The 17,993-nt window shown below is 51.4% G+C and carries 17 protein-coding genes; 12 read left to right on the top strand and 5 right to left on the bottom strand.

Annotated elements, in window-relative coordinates; genetic code table 11:
- The first annotated feature begins 12 nt into the window (after window positions 1-12).
- The 5 genes from HV352_RS17090 to HV352_RS17070 all read left to right on the top strand — a co-directional run bounded on the left by HV352_RS17090 (window position 13) and on the right by HV352_RS17070 (window position 4,592).
- Window positions 13-870 carry an isochorismatase gene (locus HV352_RS17090; RefSeq protein ID WP_016152199.1) on the top strand — a complete coding sequence of 286 codons (858 nt, stop codon included), beginning with the start codon at window positions 13-15 and terminating at the stop codon, window positions 868-870.
- Complete coding sequence (gene entA / locus HV352_RS17085) at window positions 870-1,625, top strand: 2,3-dihydro-2,3-dihydroxybenzoate dehydrogenase EntA (RefSeq protein ID WP_016155947.1); 756 nt, start codon at window positions 870-872, stop codon at window positions 1,623-1,625. The genes HV352_RS17090 and entA overlap by 1 nt, the downstream gene beginning before the upstream one ends.
- A gap of 2 nt (window positions 1,626-1,627) precedes the next feature.
- Window positions 1,628-2,041 (top strand): proofreading thioesterase EntH, encoded by a 414-nt coding sequence (gene entH / locus HV352_RS17080; RefSeq protein ID WP_181634923.1) that lies wholly within the window; start codon window positions 1,628-1,630, stop codon window positions 2,039-2,041.
- 184 nt (window positions 2,042-2,225) lie between these two features.
- Window positions 2,226-4,331 (top strand): pyruvate/proton symporter CstA, encoded by a 2,106-nt coding sequence (gene cstA, locus HV352_RS17075; protein WP_016152202.1) that lies wholly within the window; start codon window positions 2,226-2,228, stop codon window positions 4,329-4,331.
- A gap of 63 nt (window positions 4,332-4,394) precedes the next feature.
- Window positions 4,395-4,592: a YbdD/YjiX family protein gene (locus HV352_RS17070; RefSeq protein WP_019076244.1), complete on the top strand. Its 198-nt coding sequence runs from the start codon at window positions 4,395-4,397 to the stop codon at window positions 4,590-4,592.
- Between the two features lie 103 nt (window positions 4,593-4,695).
- Here the strand turns inward: HV352_RS17070 and HV352_RS17065 are convergent, their stop codons facing one another.
- Entirely contained in the window at window positions 4,696-5,784 is a 1,089-nt protein-coding gene (locus HV352_RS17065) for an oxidoreductase (RefSeq protein WP_181634922.1), read from the bottom strand.
- Between the two features lie 132 nt (window positions 5,785-5,916).
- Here HV352_RS17065 and HV352_RS17060 point away from each other — a divergent pair, with 132 nt between their 5' ends.
- The gene (locus tag HV352_RS17060) at window positions 5,917-7,077 is read left to right on the top strand and encodes a pyridoxal phosphate-dependent aminotransferase (RefSeq protein WP_046275110.1); all 1,161 of its coding nucleotides are present in this window, start codon (window positions 5,917-5,919) and stop codon (window positions 7,075-7,077) included.
- Here the strand turns inward: HV352_RS17060 and HV352_RS17055 are convergent, their stop codons facing one another.
- The 4 genes from HV352_RS17055 to dsbG all read right to left on the bottom strand — a co-directional run bounded on the left by HV352_RS17055 (window position 7,078) and on the right by dsbG (window position 10,924).
- Window positions 7,078-7,695 (bottom strand): ParB/RepB/Spo0J family partition protein, encoded by a 618-nt coding sequence (locus tag HV352_RS17055; protein WP_016155950.1) that lies wholly within the window; start codon window positions 7,693-7,695, stop codon window positions 7,078-7,080.
- A complete protein-coding gene (locus HV352_RS17050; protein WP_149380549.1) occupies window positions 7,680-8,903 on the bottom strand; it encodes a phosphoadenosine phosphosulfate reductase in 1,224 nt (407 codons plus the stop codon). The genes HV352_RS17055 and HV352_RS17050 overlap by 16 nt, the downstream gene beginning before the upstream one ends.
- A 149-nt stretch (window positions 8,904-9,052) precedes the next feature.
- Window positions 9,053-9,973 carry a LysR family transcriptional regulator gene (locus HV352_RS17045; protein ID WP_016155952.1) on the bottom strand — a complete coding sequence of 307 codons (921 nt, stop codon included), beginning with the start codon at window positions 9,971-9,973 and terminating at the stop codon, window positions 9,053-9,055.
- Window positions 9,974-10,177: 204 nt separating this feature from the next.
- Complete coding sequence (gene dsbG, locus HV352_RS17040) at window positions 10,178-10,924, bottom strand: thiol:disulfide interchange protein DsbG (RefSeq protein WP_016155953.1); 747 nt, start codon at window positions 10,922-10,924, stop codon at window positions 10,178-10,180.
- Between the two features lie 374 nt (window positions 10,925-11,298).
- Between dsbG and ahpC the strand changes: the two genes are divergently transcribed.
- The 6 genes from ahpC (at window position 11,299) to HV352_RS17010 (ending at window position 17,954) form a co-directional block, all read left to right on the top strand.
- Window positions 11,299-11,862 (top strand): alkyl hydroperoxide reductase subunit C, encoded by a 564-nt coding sequence (gene ahpC / locus HV352_RS17035; protein ID WP_004859485.1) that lies wholly within the window; start codon window positions 11,299-11,301, stop codon window positions 11,860-11,862.
- Window positions 11,863-12,016: 154 nt separating this feature from the next.
- Window positions 12,017-13,582 (top strand): alkyl hydroperoxide reductase subunit F, encoded by a 1,566-nt coding sequence (gene ahpF, locus HV352_RS17030; RefSeq protein ID WP_016152210.1) that lies wholly within the window; start codon window positions 12,017-12,019, stop codon window positions 13,580-13,582.
- Window positions 13,583-13,805: 223 nt separating this feature from the next.
- Window positions 13,806-14,360, top strand: coding sequence for a molecular chaperone TorD family protein (locus tag HV352_RS17025; RefSeq protein WP_181634921.1), 555 nt, complete (start codon window positions 13,806-13,808; stop codon window positions 14,358-14,360).
- Window positions 14,357-16,633, top strand: a complete 2,277-nt coding sequence (locus HV352_RS17020) for a molybdopterin-dependent oxidoreductase (RefSeq protein WP_181634920.1) — start codon at window positions 14,357-14,359, stop codon at window positions 16,631-16,633. The genes HV352_RS17025 and HV352_RS17020 overlap by 4 nt, the downstream gene beginning before the upstream one ends.
- Window positions 16,630-17,187: a 4Fe-4S dicluster domain-containing protein gene (locus tag HV352_RS17015; RefSeq protein ID WP_049269768.1), complete on the top strand. Its 558-nt coding sequence runs from the start codon at window positions 16,630-16,632 to the stop codon at window positions 17,185-17,187. The genes HV352_RS17020 and HV352_RS17015 overlap by 4 nt, the downstream gene beginning before the upstream one ends.
- Complete coding sequence (locus HV352_RS17010) at window positions 17,187-17,954, top strand: DmsC/YnfH family molybdoenzyme membrane anchor subunit (protein ID WP_049269767.1); 768 nt, start codon at window positions 17,187-17,189, stop codon at window positions 17,952-17,954. The genes HV352_RS17015 and HV352_RS17010 overlap by 1 nt, the downstream gene beginning before the upstream one ends.
- The last annotated feature ends 39 nt before the right edge of the window (window positions 17,955-17,993 follow it).

Below are 17,993 nucleotides of genomic sequence, written 5' to 3'. Positions count from 1 at the left end.
GGAGAATAAGAGATGGCAATTCCTAAACTGCAGGCTTATGCGCTACCCACGGCGCTTGATGTTCCGGTGAACAAAGTGGACTGGGCGTTTGACCCCGAACGCGCCGCACTGCTGATCCACGACATGCAGGACTATTTTATCGGCTTTTGGGGCGATAACTGCCCGATGATGGAGCAGGTCGTCGCTAACATCGCCGCACTGCGTCAGTACTGCAAAGAGCATAACATTCCGGTGTATTACACCGCTCAGCCCAAAGAACAGAGTGATGAAGACCGCGCTCTGCTCAATGATATGTGGGGACCGGGACTGACGCGTTCACCGGAACAGCAGAAAATCGTAGAGGCGCTGGCGCCGGATGAAGCGGATACCATTCTGGTGAAATGGCGTTACAGCGCATTTCATCGCTCCCCGCTGGAACAGATGCTTAAGGAGACCGGACGTAATCAACTGATCATTACCGGCGTGTATGCGCATATTGGCTGTATGACCACCGCAACGGACGCCTTTATGCGCGACATCAAGCCGTTTATGGTTGCCGATGCGTTGGCAGACTTTAGCCGTGACGAACATCTGATGTCGCTGAAATACGTGGCGGGACGCTCCGGGCGTGTGGTGATGACTCAGGAATTATTACCGACGCCGGTACCGGCCAGCAAAGATGCGTTACGCAGCATTATTCTGCCGCTGCTCGATGAGTCCGAAGAGCCGATGGATGACGAAAACCTGATCGACTACGGACTGGATTCCGTGCGCATGATGGCGCTGGCGGCGCGCTGGCGTAAGGTTCATGGCGATATTGACTTCGTGATGCTGGCGAAAAACCCGACCATTGACGCCTGGTGGACGCTGCTCTCTCGCGAGGTGAAGTAATGTCTGGATTTGACTTCGCAGGGAAAACCGTCTGGGTAACCGGCGCGGGAAAAGGGATTGGCTACACCACGGCGCTGGCGTTTGTGAAAGCGGGTGCTGAGGTGACAGGATTCGATCGTGAATTTTCTCAGAATAACTACCCGTTTGCCACCGAAGTGCTGGATGTGGCGAATGCTGAACAGGTGGCTGAGGTGTGTCAGCGCGTCCTGCAAACGCGCGAGCGGTTGGATGTGTTGGTCAATGCGGCGGGTATTTTGCGTATGGGGGCCACCGATGCGCTGAGCATTGAGGAGTGGCAGCAGACGTTTGCGGTTAACGTTGGTGGGGCGTTCAATCTGTTTCAGCAGACGATGGCGCAGTTTCGTCGCCAGCAGGGCGGGGCAATCGTGACCGTCGCGTCGGATGCGGCGCACACGCCGCGTATCGGTATGAGCGCATACGGTGCGTCAAAAGCCGCGCTGAAAAACCTGGCACTGACCGTCGGACTTGAACTGGCAGGCAGCGGTGTGCGTTGCAATGTGGTTTCGCCAGGCTCGACCGACACCGACATGCAGCGTACGTTGTGGGTCAGCGATGACGCGGAGCAACAGCGCATTCGTGGGTTTGGCGAGCAGTTTAAGCTCGGCATTCCGCTGGGGAAAATCGCTCGTCCACAGGAAATCGCTAACACTATTTTATTCCTCGCTTCCGATCTGGCGAGCCACATTACGCTTCAGGATATCGTGGTGGACGGCGGCTCCACGCTGGGGGCATGACGATGATCTGGAAACGTCATTTAACGCTGGATGAACTGAATGCCACCAGTCAGAACACGATGGTGGCGCATTTAGGCATGGTCTATACCCGACTGGGGGATGATGTGCTGGAAGCCGAAATGCCGGTGGATAGCCGGACGCATCAGCCGTTTGGTCTGCTGCACGGCGGCGCGTCGGCGGCCCTGGCGGAAACATTGGGTTCGATGGCGGGTTATCTGATGACTCGCGACGGGCAGTGTGTGGTGGGTACGGAACTGAACGCCACGCACCATCGGGCGGTTGCGCTGGGGAAAGTGCGCGGCGTTTGCCAGCCGCTGCACCTCGGGCGTCAGAGTCAAAGCTGGGAAATCGTCATCTTTGATGAGCAGGGACGACGCTGTTGCACCTGTCGTTTAGGCACTGCGGTGATGGGGTGAGTCGCCCGACAAAGTAAAATGAAATTGCAGGGTTAACGGCTAAATGAAGTGATCTAGTTAACAATGCAATGTAAATACTCAGTGATACTTCGGGTTTACATGGTTGTCAGGTTGTTAAATTCAGAAAAGATGTTATAGAAACAAAATGTAACATCTCTCTGACCAGGACAACGGAAAACCAAGTATGAATAAATCAGGGAAGTACCTCGTCTGGACAGTGCTCTCCGTTATGGGAGCATTTGCCCTCGGCTATATCGCATTAAATCGTGGCGAACAGATCAACGCGTTGTGGATAGTCGTGGCGTCGGTCTGTGTCTACCTTATCGCTTACCGTTTCTACGGCCTGTACATCGCGAAAAATGTACTGGCGCTGGACCCGACGCGTATGACGCCAGCTGTGCGTCATAACGATGGTCTGGACTATGTTCCTACCGATAAAAAAGTGCTGTTTGGCCACCATTTCGCGGCGATTGCTGGAGCGGGTCCATTAGTTGGACCGGTGCTGGCGGCGCAAATGGGCTATCTGCCGGGTATGATCTGGCTGCTTGCCGGGGTGGTACTGGCGGGGGCGGTGCAGGACTTTATGGTGCTGTTTGTTTCTACCCGTCGCGATGGGCGTTCCCTTGGCGAACTGGTGAAAGAAGAGATGGGCCCAACGGCGGGCGTCATTGCGCTGGTGGCCTGTTTTATGATCATGGTGATTATCCTCGCGGTACTGGCGATGATCGTCGTGAAAGCGCTGACCCACAGCCCGTGGGGAACCTACACCGTCGCCTTTACTATCCCGCTGGCGATCTTCATGGGGATTTACCTGCGTTATCTGCGCCCGGGCCGCATTGGTGAAGTGTCGGTCATCGGTCTGGTATTCCTGGTGTTTGCTATTATTTCCGGCGGCTGGGTGGCTGAAAGCCCGACCTGGGCACCGTACTTTGACTTTACCGGCGTACAGTTGACCTGGATGCTGGTGGGATACGGCTTTGTCGCCGCCGTACTGCCGGTGTGGCTGCTGCTGGCGCCGCGTGATTATCTCTCTACCTTCCTGAAAATCGGTACCATTGTTGGTCTGGCGGTAGGGATTCTGATCATGCGTCCGACGCTGACCATGCCTGCGCTGACCAAGTTTGTTGACGGTACAGGCCCGGTCTGGAGCGGTAACCTGTTCCCGTTCCTGTTTATTACCATCGCCTGCGGTGCGGTCTCTGGTTTCCACGCGCTGATTGCCTCCGGCACCACGCCGAAGATGCTGGCGAATGAAGGTCAGGCCTGTTTTATTGGATACGGCGGGATGCTGATGGAATCCTTTGTCGCCATTATGGCGCTGGTGGCGGCCTGCGTTATCGACCCGGGCGTCTACTTTGCGATGAACAGCCCGATGGCTGTACTGGCACCTGCCGGAACCACCGATGTGGTTGCGTCAGCGGCACAGGTTGTGAGCAGTTGGGGCTTTGTTATCACGCCTGATACGCTGCATCAGATTGCGAACGATGTCGGCGAACAATCCATTATTTCCCGCGCAGGCGGTGCGCCGACGCTGGCGGTGGGCATGGCGTATATTCTGCATGGTGCACTGGGCGGAATGATGGATGTGGCGTTCTGGTATCACTTCGCCATTCTGTTTGAAGCCCTGTTTATTCTGACGGCGGTAGACGCCGGTACGCGTGCCGCACGCTTTATGCTGCAGGATCTGCTGGGCGTGGTGTCACCGGGTCTGAAACGTACCGATTCGTTGCCTGCGAACCTGCTGGCAACGGCGCTGTGCGTGCTGGCCTGGGGTTACTTCTTGCACCAGGGCGTGGTGGATCCATTGGGTGGTATTAATACCCTGTGGCCACTGTTTGGTATCGCCAACCAGATGCTGGCCGGTATGGCGTTGATGCTTTGCGCGGTGGTGCTGTTCAAGATGAAACGTCAGCGCTACGCGTGGGTGGCGCTGGTGCCAACGGCCTGGCTGCTGATTTGTACCCTGACCGCCGGCTGGCAGAAAGCGTTTAGCCCGGATGCGAAAATTGGCTTCCTCGCCATCGCTAACAAGTTCCAGGCGATGATCGACAGCGGAAATATTCCGGCGCAGTACACTCAGTCGCAGCTGACGCAGTTGGTGTTTAACAACCGCCTGGATGCGGGTCTCACTATCTTCTTTATGGTAGTCGTTGTGGTGCTGGGTCTGTTCTCCATCAAAACTGCACTGGCAGCACTGAAAGAGGACAAACCTACGTCGAAAGAAACGCCATACGAACCGATGCCTGAGAATGTCGAAGAGATCGTGGCGCAGGCGAAAGGCGCGCACTAATATTCTCTTAACCAACGAGCCCTCTCCTGAATGGGGAGGGCGTTTGTTCGACAGGGAACCACTATGTTTGAAACGCTCTCTAAAGCCGGGAAGTATTTAGGTCAAACCGCCCGATTAATGATAGGTGTGCCGGATTACGACAACTATGTTGAACATATGCGCGTCACGCATCCGGACCTGACGCCAATGACCTACGAAGAATTTTTCCGCGAACGCCAGGATGCGCGCTACGGGGGGAAAGGCGGCGCGCGCTGCTGTTAATGCTCTTCATCATTCAAGCTGCAGGCGTGTTCACCCTGGTCACTTACCTTTGTAAGCTCCAGGGTTTCGCTGCGTTGCCGCCATCAGGCATCTCACACCATAATCACACCGTAAACGATTCTACTTTTTCGAACGCTGCGCGCAGCGTCTGTGGCGTTAACGTTACCGGCAGTGCATGAATGGACTCCACCGGGCGCAGGGTGTGCGCAATCACGTTGTCGATTTCAGCGCGGTTGTTGATGTCCACGTCCAGTTGAGCCAACCGGGTTGGCAGGTTGAAGCGCTGATAGGCGGTAATTAACTGCGCCAGCACATCATCTTGTCCCAGCAGCGCGCTCTGCACCAGTATGCCGTACGCCACTTTGGTGCCATGCAAAAACTTCTCCGTTTGCGGGAGCACGGTCAGGCCATTATGTACCGAATGCGCCGCCGCCACGCGGGTGTAGCGCTCACCCAGACCGCCGACCATGCCGCCTCCGGCAATAATTGCATCCACTACATCGCAAAACGTGCGGCTTAACGTACCTTGTTGCTTATCGACCAGCGCCTGCTCGCTGCTTTCCAACAGGACGTCGCGGATCGTCTGCGCAGCATGGATACCCAGACGTACGGTCAGAGGCAGGTTTTCCGGCTCAGGTGCGAGCACGACTGCCTCGTACCATTTCGCCAGCGTGTCGCCGATCCCCGCCAGTAAGTATTCTTCAGGCGCATTGAGAACGATCTCTGGCTCGACCAGCACGAGGAAATTGGCGTCAGCGAAAATTTCGAAATGCAGCGCCTGGCCTGCATCGTTGTACCAGACGGAGAGCGGTGTCCATGCGGCGCAGGTCGCTGCGATAGTAGGAATACCGACAAAAGGCAGACCCAGACGACGAGCCAGCGCTTTGGCCGTGTCGAGCAATGTCCCGCCGCCCACACCAATCACCACGCTGCGATTCTCTCCTGACTCTTTTGCCAGTTGAGTAACACCGGTTTCACTGCAATGTCCCGTAAACAGCAGGTGTCTGGCATCGGCAAGATGAAATGCCTCAGGCAGATAAGGGCGGGCCGCGTCGATGGCGCGTTCACCGTAAACCCAGACGGCGCGTGAGAGTTGCTCTGCGGTGAAAAAATCGTTGAGTCTTGACAGGCTGCCGGGATGGGAAAAATAGTTGGCCGGGCCGGTGACGACGCGAATCTCGGTATTACTCATGTTGTGTTGTCCTTTTGGCTGTCCTGTCAATGCAGGTTATTTTTATATAGACGTCTGAACGTCTTGATTGCCAAATACTAGCATCGTGCTATAGTGGCTTCAACCACAACATCACACGCTGGGATAACAATAATGAGTAATAACCCGCTGATTCCGCAAAGCAAACTGCCTAATCTTGGCACCACTATCTTCACGCAAATGAGCGCGCTGGCGCAGCAGCATCAGGCCATTAACCTCTCGCAGGGATTTCCTGATTTTGACGGCCCACTTTTTTTGCAGGAACGCCTGGCGTATCACGTCGCGCATGGCGCAAACCAGTATGCGCCGATGACGGGCGTACAGCCGTTGCGCGAAGCCATTGCGGATAAAACCGCGCAGTTGTACGGCTATAAACCTGATGCGAATAGTGAAGTGACCGTGACGGCGGGGGCCACAGAAGCGCTGTTCGCCGCAATTACGGCGCTGGTGCGTCCTGGCGATGAGGTGATTTGTTTTGACCCGAGCTACGACAGCTATGCGCCCGCGGTCGAATTATCCGGCGGCGTAGTTAAACGTATCGCGCTGCAACCGCCGTCTTTTCGCGTCAACTGGCAGGAATTTAGCGCTGTACTCAGCGAACGTACCCGACTGGTGATCCTTAACACGCCGCACAACCCTTCCGCCACCGTATGGCATCACGCCGATTTTGATGCCCTGTGGCAGGCAATTAAAGAACGTGAGATCTTTGTCATTAGCGACGAAGTTTATGAGCACATTTGCTTCGCCGGACAGGGACATGCCAGCGTGCTGGCGCATTCACACCTGCGCGAACGCGCCGTTGCCGTTTCATCGTTTGGGAAGACCTACCATATGACCGGCTGGAAAGTCGGCTACTGTGTTGCGCCAGCCGCCATTAGCGCTGAATTACGCAAGGTACACCAGTATCTGACGTTCTCAGTGAATACGCCGGCTCAGTTGGCGCTGGCGGATATGCTGCGGGAGGATCCAACACACTATCGTGAGTTGCCAGCCTTTTATCAGAAAAAACGCGATGTGTTGGTGAACGCGCTGCGTGACAGCCGACTGGAAATTTTGCCGTGTGAAGGCACCTATTTTCTGCTGGTCGATTACAGTGCCGTCTCCACGCTTAACGACGTTGAGTTTTGCCAGTGGCTGACCAAAGAAGTGGGCGTTGCCGCGATCCCGTTGTCGGTTTTCTGCGCCGATCCTTTCCCGCATAAGCTGATTCGCCTATGTTTTGCCAAGCAAGAATCGACGCTGCTGGCGGCAGCCGAACGTCTGGTCGCGCTGTAGTTATTTTACTGTCCAGGCTTTGGAGAAGCGACGGTCGGCAAATAACTCTTGCAGACCGTTAATTTGTTTCAGACGTAAAACCTCATCGTCGTCCATACCTAACTCTTTACTGATTTTCTCTTCGCTCCATCCCAGGAGCGATAATTCACGAACGATTTCCGACATGGCATGAATTTTATGCCGCCCACGGGCACGGTTATGACGAATTGTCGCTGCCATGCGTTCATGGCGTTCACGCTGTAAACAGGTGACCGGCAGGTAGCCATGCAGGCGTGATTTCAGCGACGGTTTGCTTTTACCTAGCTCATGACGGTGGAAACCATCGACAATTTCGTATTCTTCCGCCGTGGAGTGAACTACCACGATGGGCTGCGTGAATCCGTCTGCTTCGAGGGATTTCTGCAGCAGTTTTTTCTCCGGAGGCGCAACGTTATTGGGGTTATAGTCATTGGGTGAGATATGCTCATTTTTAATCCATAGTACACAATCTACTGGCTCTTCGCGAAAAGGGCTGACGCTGTGGATAGCCATTCTGAATTGGTTGATTGCTTCAATTCGTTCTTCTTCTGACAGCCCAGAAAGAAAACCAGTGAGTTCTTGAGTTAGTCGGTGTTGCATAAGATTCCCCATTGCTGGCGTTTTATTTTCATGCGTTCATTATAACGTTGGTAGTTTTTGGGTTTTGTGGGGCTGAATGACAGCGCCCGGCACCAGTAGTCGTTATTCAGCAGGACTTTACAGATACGCCGCCACGACGGAATATCCGCTGAGCCAATATCTTTTTCCTGAGTTTCCGGGATATTGTCCATGCCCTTTTTCTTATACCACTGCAAATAGATGGCGATTTTATTGCGATAATGCTCAGCGGTCTTTTCCGGCATGCTATTGAGTAGCAGCATGGCGTATTCCTGCCAGTTTAAATGTTCGGGTTTTAATATTTTGCGGTGCCCGTAAAAATGGTTGTCCTGACCGGCATAAATTCCGCCACTTTTTACACCGCTGACACGGGCACACATGGCTGCCCAGCGCTCGGGTTCAATGACGTGATATAGCCATAATCCCTGACGCTGTTCCGGGCCAAAGGGCTCACAAATACGCATGTAACGTGTTGGGACACCGGCCTGATACATGAGATTGTATAAGGGATTGCACGACATTCTGGTTTTTGCGAACCAGGTCCAGATATCGGCAGTTTTCCAGTCATAAATCGGGTAAATATACCAGGTATGCCCGCCGGGGGCGCTGGTGGTCCAGGGTTTATCATCGGCAAAGCGCTGCTTTTGCGAATTGGCAATGGCGACAAAACGATTATATGACTCATCGGCGCGGATCCCGACCATCATGCCGGCTGGACGTTTCTCTGAATACCAGTCAGCGAACTCGCGAACAAATTGTTCAAAGGTCATGCCGGGTTGATAGAAGGAGAAATACTCTGGATCGGTTATGGCATCCGTGGGAGGCTGGCGAACCCACGGAGTACCTGGTTCCCAACACTGCCATTCTGGCTGAAATTGAGAGAGGGAATTCTGGGTGGTGAGCGGTAAAGCCACCCAATAAAAGCGCTCGATGACATCAGAATAACGTGCACGAAGCGCCTCAATATAATCAATAGTGCAGGAAAACTGGGCTTCCCAGTCGATAAATAGTACATCAATTTTTTTATGCAGTTGGCGTGCAAGCATAGCTGTCAGATGTAACATCAGTCCTGAATCTTTCCCGCCGGAGAAAGAGACACAAACCCGAGGCAGAGTTTCCAGCGCCCAGGTTATGCGCTCCAGAGCGGCGTCCAGCACGTTTTGAGCAAGCGGGATTTTATAAATAGACATATTAAGCTCATATCAGAATTATTATTCAAAACAATAACAAATGCTGACAATAAGATATGCTAATTTTTTTCAGGTGCAACGTTTTAATACATTCATGGTTGTTTTGAATTGCCTTTATTCATAAAAATATAAAATGAATAGCTAAAGCTCTATTTGTTAGTCCTCTGGTCATTTTTATCATTTATTTTATTAATTAAATTAACGAAGCCAGTATTGTTGAGTGATGCTCTGTTATACATCAAAAATAAATTTATTTTTGGTAAGGGGATATCGATACAGATCTCTTTTAAATTAAATGAGCCGGTATATTGTTCGTAAACATCCCTTGGTAGCAGACCTATGATATCTGTGTTTGAAATAATATTAATGATCGTTATTAATGAGTCGCTGCGGAAACCAATATCTCGATTAGCCAGCAAGGCGCTGGTTTTTTGCCAGTATTCTTTAACGCCAGGGTCTTCAGAGATAAGTTGCGTGAACTGTTCTTTTAATATTGTTTCAAGCGTGCTTTCTCCATTAATTCTTGGATGGTTTTTGTTGCAAACTAATATTGTTTCAGCAGTTTTAAATGGTGAGCATATTATCGAGCGATTACTCACTGGGGCGGTAGCAATGACTAAATCTGCTTTTCTGTAAGCCAACAGATTTTCCGTACTTTCAGCAGTGATGAGTATGTTATGGTGCTCAATTTCGACATGTGAGTCTTCTCTGAGAAAATGAATAACTTCCTCGATGTTGATAATGGTTGGCAGTTGTGGACAGTAAATAATGAATTTTTTCTTCAGACTGGAGTTATTCATGATGTTTATTGTCTGCTCCAGACTGTTGAGGTTTTTCTCAAGATGATGATGGAGGTTAATCCCCATAATCGTTGGCGTTAGGCCTTTTCCGGAGCGGATAAACAGCGGGTCATTAAATTGTGTGCGTAGCCGTTGCAGTGACTGGCTAACGGCAGAGGGGGTAATATACAAAGTTTCAGCAGCTTTAGTGATACTCAAATGTTGATAAATACACTCAAAGATAACCAACAGATTGAGATCGAACTTTTTGAGGTCATAGAGGTTAGCCATGCATACCTTCCTGTGATGGTCATGTTTTGAAAGATTTAATTTTGAAATATTTTAAGTTGTGATTATTCTTGTGATTTATGTTTGTGTGCTTAATGAATTATTAATTTAAACTAAAATAGCACATATTGCATAATTTTGACCAAAAAAGTTAATTTAAATGAGTGATTGACATGAAAATGATAACAACCACTCATTTTGTTACTTTTATTTATTACCCATGATAATGTTTAATTTCTCCTTATCCGGCAAGCCGACTTCCTGTTGTAACGTATCGTCTTTACTCATGTAATAGATAGCCGGCGTGACGTTGGCGCCTAAATCATCCATCAACTTTTGATTGATATTCAATACCTTCATCTGCTCCGGTGAAATGGAGGTCGGGATTTCTAGCTTCATATTCCCACCAGATGCCTCATAGTCATGCCAGGTCTTGGCCGGATCTTTTGCGGCCAGAATCGCAGCGGCGGTAGCCGGGCTTTCGGGTTTAATTACGCCAACCAGTATTGTGCGCAACTGAACTTTACCTGAGTCTACCCACGGGCGAGCCTTTTGCCAGAACTGTTTGCAATAGGGACAGAAGGGATCGGCAAACACATAGACAATGACTGGAGCCTCTTTTTTCCCGTCCAGAATCCAGGATGTTTTTTCCATTCGCTGCCACATTTCGCGTCCGGCAGGGGCGTAGATCTCTTTTTCTATCAGTGTATTACTGAGGTTTTCACCTTTTTCGTTATACATATAACCGGAAATGGCGTGTTTGCCGTCAGGCGTAACATAGATAGTAACGCCCATATCCTGGTATTTTCCCAGGTAGCCCTTCATTCCACCCGGCGCGTCGAAGGGTTTGAGAATAGTAATGCCCTGTTTCTCAATAGCTTTAACGGGGGCAGGAAGTTCTTCGGCGTGCACCACGGCAGGAAGCAGGGTTAAGAGTAAGGTACGTTTAAACATTGATTTTCCTTATAAAATCAGAAGGAAAGGGGGCTAAGTTGCAAAACCTATCGCAGCCATAGGTAAGATCGACCGTCTGTCGATTGCCCTTTCTTGAGTGGGGTGATGTAATCCCAATCGCTGTTACGACCTTTGTTAAGGTAATGTAGAGCGCAACACATAGCCAGCCCTGCTGGCACTGACGTTACCTGCGGGTAGCTCGGGTAATGAGGCTCCCTGCAAAGGGGGCCTTTTTTACTTTTATCTTTAGGTTCACAACATGAGTTTGAGTGGGTTGTTAGTTAACGCTTATTGATTTGATAAAGGAAACGCATTAGCCCTGCGAAGAGATTTTCGTTAACTTATCTCTCAACGAAAACACGGAGGAAGTACAGATGTCTTTGATTAATACCAAAATTAAACCTTTCAAAAACCAGGCGTTCAAAAACGGTGAGTTCATCGAAGTAACCGAGAAAGATACCGAAGGTCGCTGGAGCGTCTTCTTCTTCTACCCGGCTGACTTTACTTTCGTTTGCCCGACCGAGCTGGGTGATGTGGCTGACCACTACGAAGAACTGCAGAAACTGGGCGTAGATGTCTATTCCGTATCTACTGACACCCACTTCACCCACAAAGCGTGGCACAGCAGCTCTGACACCATCGCGAAAATCAAATACGCGATGATCGGCGACCCGACTGGCGCCCTGACCCGTAACTTCGACAACATGCGTGAAGATGAAGGTCTGGCTGACCGCGCAACCTTCGTTGTAGACCCGCAGGGTATCATCCAGGCAATCGAAGTTACCGCTGAAGGTATCGGCCGTGATGCGTCTGACCTGCTGCGTAAAATTAAAGCCGCACAGTACGTTGCCTCTCACCCAGGTGAAGTTTGCCCGGCGAAATGGAAAGAAGGCGAAGCGACCCTGGCTCCATCCTTAGATCTGGTCGGTAAGATTTAAGTCGCATAATTTGTAGGCCGGATAAACACAGTGCATCCGGCCATTCCACAGGCGCAGTTTGCGCCTGTTTCATTCCAGCACCATGACGCAAGTTGCATTAATGCAGTCCCGCAAAGTCGGCTTGCATGATGATGTTTTCAGAGAGGGAAGAAGAATGCTCGACACAAATATGAAAACCCAGCTCAAGGCTTATCTTGAGAAACTGACCAAACCTGTTGAGCTGATTGCTACGCTGGATGACAGCGCTAAATCGGCAGAAATCAAGGAACTGCTGACTGAAATTGCTGAACTGTCAGAAAAAGTCACCTTTAAAGAAGACAATACTCTGGCGGTACGCAAGCCATCGTTCCTGATCACCAATCCAGGTTCTCACCAGGGGCCGCGCTTTGCCGGTTCTCCGCTGGGCCATGAGTTTACCTCCCTGGTGCTGGCGCTGCTGTGGACCGGTGGTCATCCGTCAAAAGAGGCGCAGGCGTTGCTGGAGCAGATCCGCGATCTTGACGGTGATTTTGAGTTTGAAACCTATTATTCGCTTTCCTGTCATAACTGTCCGGACGTGGTACAGGCGCTGAACCTGATGTCGGTACTGAATCCACGCATCAAGCATACGGCGATTGACGGCGGTACATTCCAGAACGAAATTACCGATCGCAACGTGATGGGCGTTCCGGCGGTGTATATGAACGGCAAAGAGTTCGGTCAGGGGCGTATGACGCTGACTGAGATCGTGGCGAAAGTAGATAGCGGCGCAGAAAAACGTGCGGCACAAGAGCTGAACAAACGTGATGCTTATGACGTGCTGATTGTCGGTTCCGGTCCTGCGGGGGCGGCAGCGGCAGTGTACTCTGCACGTAAAGGTATTCGCACCGGTCTGATGGGCGAACGTTTTGGCGGTCAGGTTCTTGATACCGTTGATATTGAAAACTACATCTCGGTACCGAAAACCGAAGGCCAGAAACTGGCGGGCGCGCTGAAAGCACACGTTGATGACTATGATGTTGATGTGATCGACAGCCAGAGCGCAAGTAAACTGGTTCCGGCGGCGCAGGAAGGCGGTTTACATCAGATTGAAACGGCATCCGGCGCGGTGCTGAAAGCACGCAGCATTATCATTGCCACCGGTGCGAAATGGCGCAACATGAACGTTCCGGGTGAAGATCAGTATCGCACCAAAGGCGTAACCTACTGCCCGCACTGCGATGGCCCGCTGTTCAAAGGCAAGCGCGTTGCGGTGATTGGTGGCGGCAACTCCGGTGTTGAAGCTGCTATTGACCTGGCAGGCATTGTTGAACATGTGACGCTGCTGGAGTTCGCACCTGAAATGAAGGCTGATCAGGTGCTGCAGAATAAGCTTCGCAGTCTGAAAAACGTCGATATTATTCTGAATGCGCAAACGACAGAAGTGAAAGGCGATGGCAGCAAAGTCACCGGCCTGGAGTATCGTGACCGCGTGAGTGGCGACGTTCACAGTGTGGAACTGGCGGGTATCTTTGTACAGATAGGTCTGCTGCCAAACACCAACTGGCTGGAAGGTGCCGTCGAGCGTAATCGCATGGGTGAAATCATCATCGATGCCAAGTGCGAAACCAGCGTGAAGGGGGTTTTCGCCGCTGGTGACTGCACCACCGTACCATATAAGCAGATCATCATCGCGACCGGTGAAGGCGCGAAGGCCTCATTGAGTTCGTTTGATTATCTGATTCGCACGACAGTAGCATAAAAAAAGTAAGACACACCTGCAATGCCAAAACCGTCAGCCATCCGCTGGCGGTTTTTTATTTCCACGCTTTCAGATTGTCAATTCTTGAAACAATAAACCGCATAACACATTCATTTAATGAGTCTGACCATTAGTTTCATCAAAGAAAGATGAGGCGTTTTCTTTATTATATCAACCTGCATTACGTTTTCATTTGTTTTATGAATAAATGGTTGGTTAATTCATGGGTGAAATATATGAAACCCTGACGACCTTTGAATCGACAGGGTTATTGTTGCGTGATTTTTTTATTTCTCACGATAGTCACACGCTGAAAGCGGCTTATTCAGCTCTGGAAACACATGCCTCGACGCTTACAGAACAGGAGTGGTTGGACGCGGAGTACGACTTCAATGCGCTATTTGTCGGGCCACAGACGTTAAAGGCTGCGCCGTTCGCTTCGGTTTATCTCGAAGAAGATGCCCTCGTAATGGGTAAATCAACTTTGAGCATTCGGGAATTCATGGCAAATATAGGTTTATCTATAAACCACAAAAATAATATACCGGATGATCATATTTCATATGTATTGGAATTGGCGGTTTTATTATCGGCTAATGCCAGAACATCAGCTAAATACCAGGTCGCCCTCACTCAGTATGTAAGTGAATATATAGCGCTGTGGGTGCCCGAGTATATCGAAAAAATAAATATAAATGCACACACCGCCACGCTGAAAACCGTAGCGGGAAGGTTGTCTTCTTGGCTTGATGAATTAAACACGAGAGTATCAATATGAGTAATGAACCGGGAGTTCTGAACAGACGTTCATTTTTGAAAGGGTTAGTTGCCCTTGGAACCGTGGCTGCCCTGCCTGGGGGGTTGCTGACTTCACGCTGCGCATTGGCGCAACCGCCAATTCCGTTTAACCCTAAAACTTACAAAATTTCTCGCAACGCCTGTCCGCGTAACTGCTATGACACCTGTAGCCTGAAAACCTGGGTGAAGGATGACGTCATTACCTTTGTGGAAGGCGCGCCTGAGTCAACGTTTACGCATGGAACACCCTGTGTAAAAGGTCTGACTTATCCTCGCCGGGTGTATAGCCCGGATCGCATTAAATATCCGATGGTTCAGGATGTTCGCGGCAGCGGTAACTGGCGTCGTATCTCCTGGGACGAAGCAATGCAGCGCATTGCGACCAAGATGCTGGAGATTAAAAAGAAAGACGGCTCAATGCTGGGGCTGGCGCTGTCAAAATACTCAGGCAACCTTGGGGTGATGGGTTATGCCGTTGAAGGGATGATGTCTTCGCTGGGTTACACCACCCGTTTTGCCGGGACACCTTGCTGGCCAGCCGGTATCGACGCCCAGAACTATGATATGGGGGATATGTGGTGTAACGACCCGGAAGATTTTGTAAAAGCAAAATATATCATCATCTGGGGCGCGAATCCGGCCTGGTGCTCTATGCACACTATGAAATACATCTATCAGGCGCGGGAGAAAGGCGCAAAAGTTGTCGTTATCGATCCGCTGTTAACGCAGACCGCCGCGAAAGCCGATCTTTATTTACGTGTTCGCCCAGGCTCAGATGGCGCTCTGGCGCTGGGCATGGCGCGTCACCTGGTGGATAAAGGTTTAGTTGATCAGGATTTCGTCAATAACTATTCCCACGGATACCCGGAATTCGAAGCTTATCTGCGCAGCAGTGTGACCGTCGAGTGGGCCGCTGAAATTTGCGGTCTGTCGGCGGATGTCATTCGCCAGTTAGCGGAAGAGTTTACGGCGGTTAATCCTGCCACCGTGTGGATTGGCTACGGCATGCAGCGCCATGTTAACGGCGGCGCTAACGTACGGGCGATCGATGCCTTTGTGGCAATGACCGGCAATATTGGTATTGAGGGCGGCGGTGCCCGCTACGGTCATCTGCAGACATGGGGTTATAACTACCATGGAATGATGCAGAAGCCTCCTGCAGGTTCTGTCGGAATAAAAGGCGCAGGTGGTCCGGTGGGTGAGTTTGTCAGCGATAGCGGTGAGAAGAGCGAATACTCCGATCGTGCGCTGAATATCAACCAGACGGCGCAAGGGATTCTGGACGCCAGTGAACCACCGGTACGGATGCTGTGGGTGGCCTCTAAAAACCCGTTTGCTCAGGATTTCGACCGCAACAAGATGATCAAAGCGTTTGATAAACTGGAAATGGTGGTTTGTGTCGACCAGTTCTTCAACGAAACCGTCCAACATGCGGATATCGTGCTGCCTGTCACTACCACCTTTGAACAATGGGATGTCTCTTCGTCTTATTGGCACTACTGGTTATCCGTCAACGAGCCGGCTATCAAACCGCTGTATGAGTGCAAGAGCGATCCGGAAATCGCGGCGCTGCTGTCCAAAACCATCAATAAACTGGAACCCGGTTCATGTACCTTCCCGCAGGCGTGTGATGCTAAACGCTGGTTGGATCAGGAATTTAATGAGGGGATGGGGAAACAGTTTGGCATTGCGGGCTGGGATGACCTGCTGGAAGGACCACGCAAAGCAAAAATGGTCAGCACCGCGGCCTGGTACGATCGCAAGTTCAAAACGCCGTCAGGCAAGTACGAGTTCAAATCAGAACGTTGTGCGGAAAATGGTCACACGGCTTTGCCGGAATATAAAGCGGGTGCACAGGGTGCGCTGCCGTTCCACCTGTTTACACCTCATCTTCAGTACGGTCTGCACTCGCAGTTTGTCAATCTGGACTGGATGCAGGTTTTCTGGCCAGAACCCTTTGTTTATATCCACCCGCTTGCTGCACAGAAAAAGGGCATCACTGAGGGCGCTCACGTCAAAGTCTTCAACGAGGTGGGCCATGTTGAGTTGCGAGCCAAAATTACCACTAATGTGCCGGAAGATTTTCTTGTGATGTACGAATCCTGGTTCAACAAGCTTAGTTACAACGTACAGAATGTGGTCAAAGATACTCCCGCCGATATGGGAAAAATGGCGACAGGCGCGCCCGGTGCGGCCATTCACAGTCAATTTGTAGATATTACTCTGTCAGAAAATGAAGGAGCTGCGGCATGAGACGCGCGTTTTTAGTCAATAGCGATAAGTGCATCGGCTGCCGTGGCTGTGCGATGGCGTGTAAGAGTTTTAATCAGCTGGAGCCTGAACGTTTCTGGCGCTATGTCTACCCGCTGGATAAAGAAATTTACCCGCATGAGGAGCGAGCGTTCTACTCGCTGGCCTGTAACCACTGCGAAAATCCGGCCTGCCTGGCGGCTTGTCCGGTAGAGGCGTACACCAAACGCGAGGATGGTGTTGTGGTGCATAATCCGGAACGTTGTATCGGATGCAAAAACTGTATCCGCAATTGCCCATACGGTGCGCCGCGCTTTAATGAAGAGATGAAAAAAGCGGAAAAATGCAGCATGTGCTACGAGCGTCTCGATGTCGGTATGCAGCCGGCGTGCGTGAGTGCCTGCCCGGTAGGCGCCCTGACGCTTATCGATCTGGATGCCGATCCGATCCCCAACAATGCCGTACAGTATCCGCCGGGATTCCCACGTATGCCGCAGCTTAACCCTGGCACGCGTTTTATCCTCGCGCGTCAACCGAAGCAACCGGAGGGCAAGTAATGGAAAAGTATGAATTCCCTCTGGTTATTTTTACCGTATTGAGCCAGATGTCGGTTGGTATAACGCTCATTCTGACGCTGCGCACGCTGCAAGGGAAACTGGAAAGCAAGCGCCTGTACTGGCTGGTAAGCGGGCTGGTTCTGGCGGCTGCTTCCGTGGCGGCGGTATTGCACCTGGCGCATCCGGATCGCGCCTACAATGCCCTGATTAACCTCCAGCATGCCTGGCTGAGCCGTGAGATTCTCGGCGCAACTTTATACGGCGCGGCGGTGGGCGTGACGTTTTTGGCAAAAGGGCACAAAGCGCCGGCCGTTCTGGCCTCTGTTCTCGGGATCGCGCTGGTGGCGGTACAGGGGATGACCTATGCCGCCCCTGCGATGGTGGCGATCGCCAACGGTCTGACGATGCTGCTGTTCTTCATCACGGTGTGGGTTATGGGTTGTGCGGCGATTCCGCTGCTTAACCTCACGCCTGCCGTTGCCGCATTGCGTCAGGGGATTGTCGTTTGTATGGCGGTCATGATTGCCGCGCCCATTATCTGGCTAAGTGGTGGCACCATCATGCAGATGACGGCACATGCCTGGCTGACGTCGCCGCTTTATCTGGCAAGTCTGGTGTGTCTGGCGGTGGCCTTTGTCCTCAGCCGCCAGGGCGAGCGTCGTGCAAAAGCGCTCTTTGTCCTGCTGTTTGTTGGCGTATTCCTGGGTCGTCTGACGTTCTTTGGCGATACGGTTAGTACTATCGTGAATATCGGTCATTTGTACTGATCGTCAGGCAATAAAAACCCCTGTCAGGCATTAACCTGG

Origin of the sequence: Citrobacter sp. RHBSTW-01044, assembly GCF_013781945.1 — a bacterium.
GTDB lineage: Bacteria > Pseudomonadota > Gammaproteobacteria > Enterobacterales > Enterobacteriaceae > Citrobacter > Citrobacter braakii.
The sequence above is the reverse complement of the archived record's forward strand: the minus strand, read 5'-3'. Positions and strand labels throughout refer to the sequence as shown.

What these genes read in the sequence shown, in the direction of transcription:
- HV352_RS17010 (WP_049269767.1), top strand. Translation starts at nt 17,187, where the DNA reads ATGGAAAAGTATGAATTCCCTCTGGTTATTTTTACCGTATTGAGCCAG.
- HV352_RS17025 (WP_181634921.1), top strand. Translation starts at nt 13,806, where the DNA reads ATGGGTGAAATATATGAAACCCTGACGACCTTTGAATCGACAGGGTTA.
- entA (WP_016155947.1), top strand. Translation starts at nt 870, where the DNA reads ATGTCTGGATTTGACTTCGCAGGGAAAACCGTCTGGGTAACCGGCGCG.
- HV352_RS17020 (WP_181634920.1), top strand. Translation starts at nt 14,357, where the DNA reads ATGAGTAATGAACCGGGAGTTCTGAACAGACGTTCATTTTTGAAAGGG.
- HV352_RS17070 (WP_019076244.1), top strand. Translation starts at nt 4,395, where the DNA reads ATGTTTGAAACGCTCTCTAAAGCCGGGAAGTATTTAGGTCAAACCGCC.
- HV352_RS17060 (WP_046275110.1), top strand. Translation starts at nt 5,917, where the DNA reads ATGAGTAATAACCCGCTGATTCCGCAAAGCAAACTGCCTAATCTTGGC.
- cstA (WP_016152202.1), top strand. Translation starts at nt 2,226, where the DNA reads ATGAATAAATCAGGGAAGTACCTCGTCTGGACAGTGCTCTCCGTTATG.
- HV352_RS17055 (WP_016155950.1), bottom strand. Translation starts at nt 7,695, where the DNA reads ATGCAACACCGACTAACTCAAGAACTCACTGGTTTTCTTTCTGGGCTG.
- ahpC (WP_004859485.1), top strand. Translation starts at nt 11,299, where the DNA reads ATGTCTTTGATTAATACCAAAATTAAACCTTTCAAAAACCAGGCGTTC.
- HV352_RS17050 (WP_149380549.1), bottom strand. Translation starts at nt 8,903, where the DNA reads ATGTCTATTTATAAAATCCCGCTTGCTCAAAACGTGCTGGACGCCGCT.
- HV352_RS17015 (WP_049269768.1), top strand. Translation starts at nt 16,630, where the DNA reads ATGAGACGCGCGTTTTTAGTCAATAGCGATAAGTGCATCGGCTGCCGT.
- HV352_RS17045 (WP_016155952.1), bottom strand. Translation starts at nt 9,973, where the DNA reads ATGGCTAACCTCTATGACCTCAAAAAGTTCGATCTCAATCTGTTGGTT.
- dsbG (WP_016155953.1), bottom strand. Translation starts at nt 10,924, where the DNA reads ATGTTTAAACGTACCTTACTCTTAACCCTGCTTCCTGCCGTGGTGCAC.
- entH (WP_181634923.1), top strand. Translation starts at nt 1,628, where the DNA reads ATGATCTGGAAACGTCATTTAACGCTGGATGAACTGAATGCCACCAGT.
- HV352_RS17090 (WP_016152199.1), top strand. Translation starts at nt 13, where the DNA reads ATGGCAATTCCTAAACTGCAGGCTTATGCGCTACCCACGGCGCTTGAT.
- HV352_RS17065 (WP_181634922.1), bottom strand. Translation starts at nt 5,784, where the DNA reads ATGAGTAATACCGAGATTCGCGTCGTCACCGGCCCGGCCAACTATTTT.
- ahpF (WP_016152210.1), top strand. Translation starts at nt 12,017, where the DNA reads ATGCTCGACACAAATATGAAAACCCAGCTCAAGGCTTATCTTGAGAAA.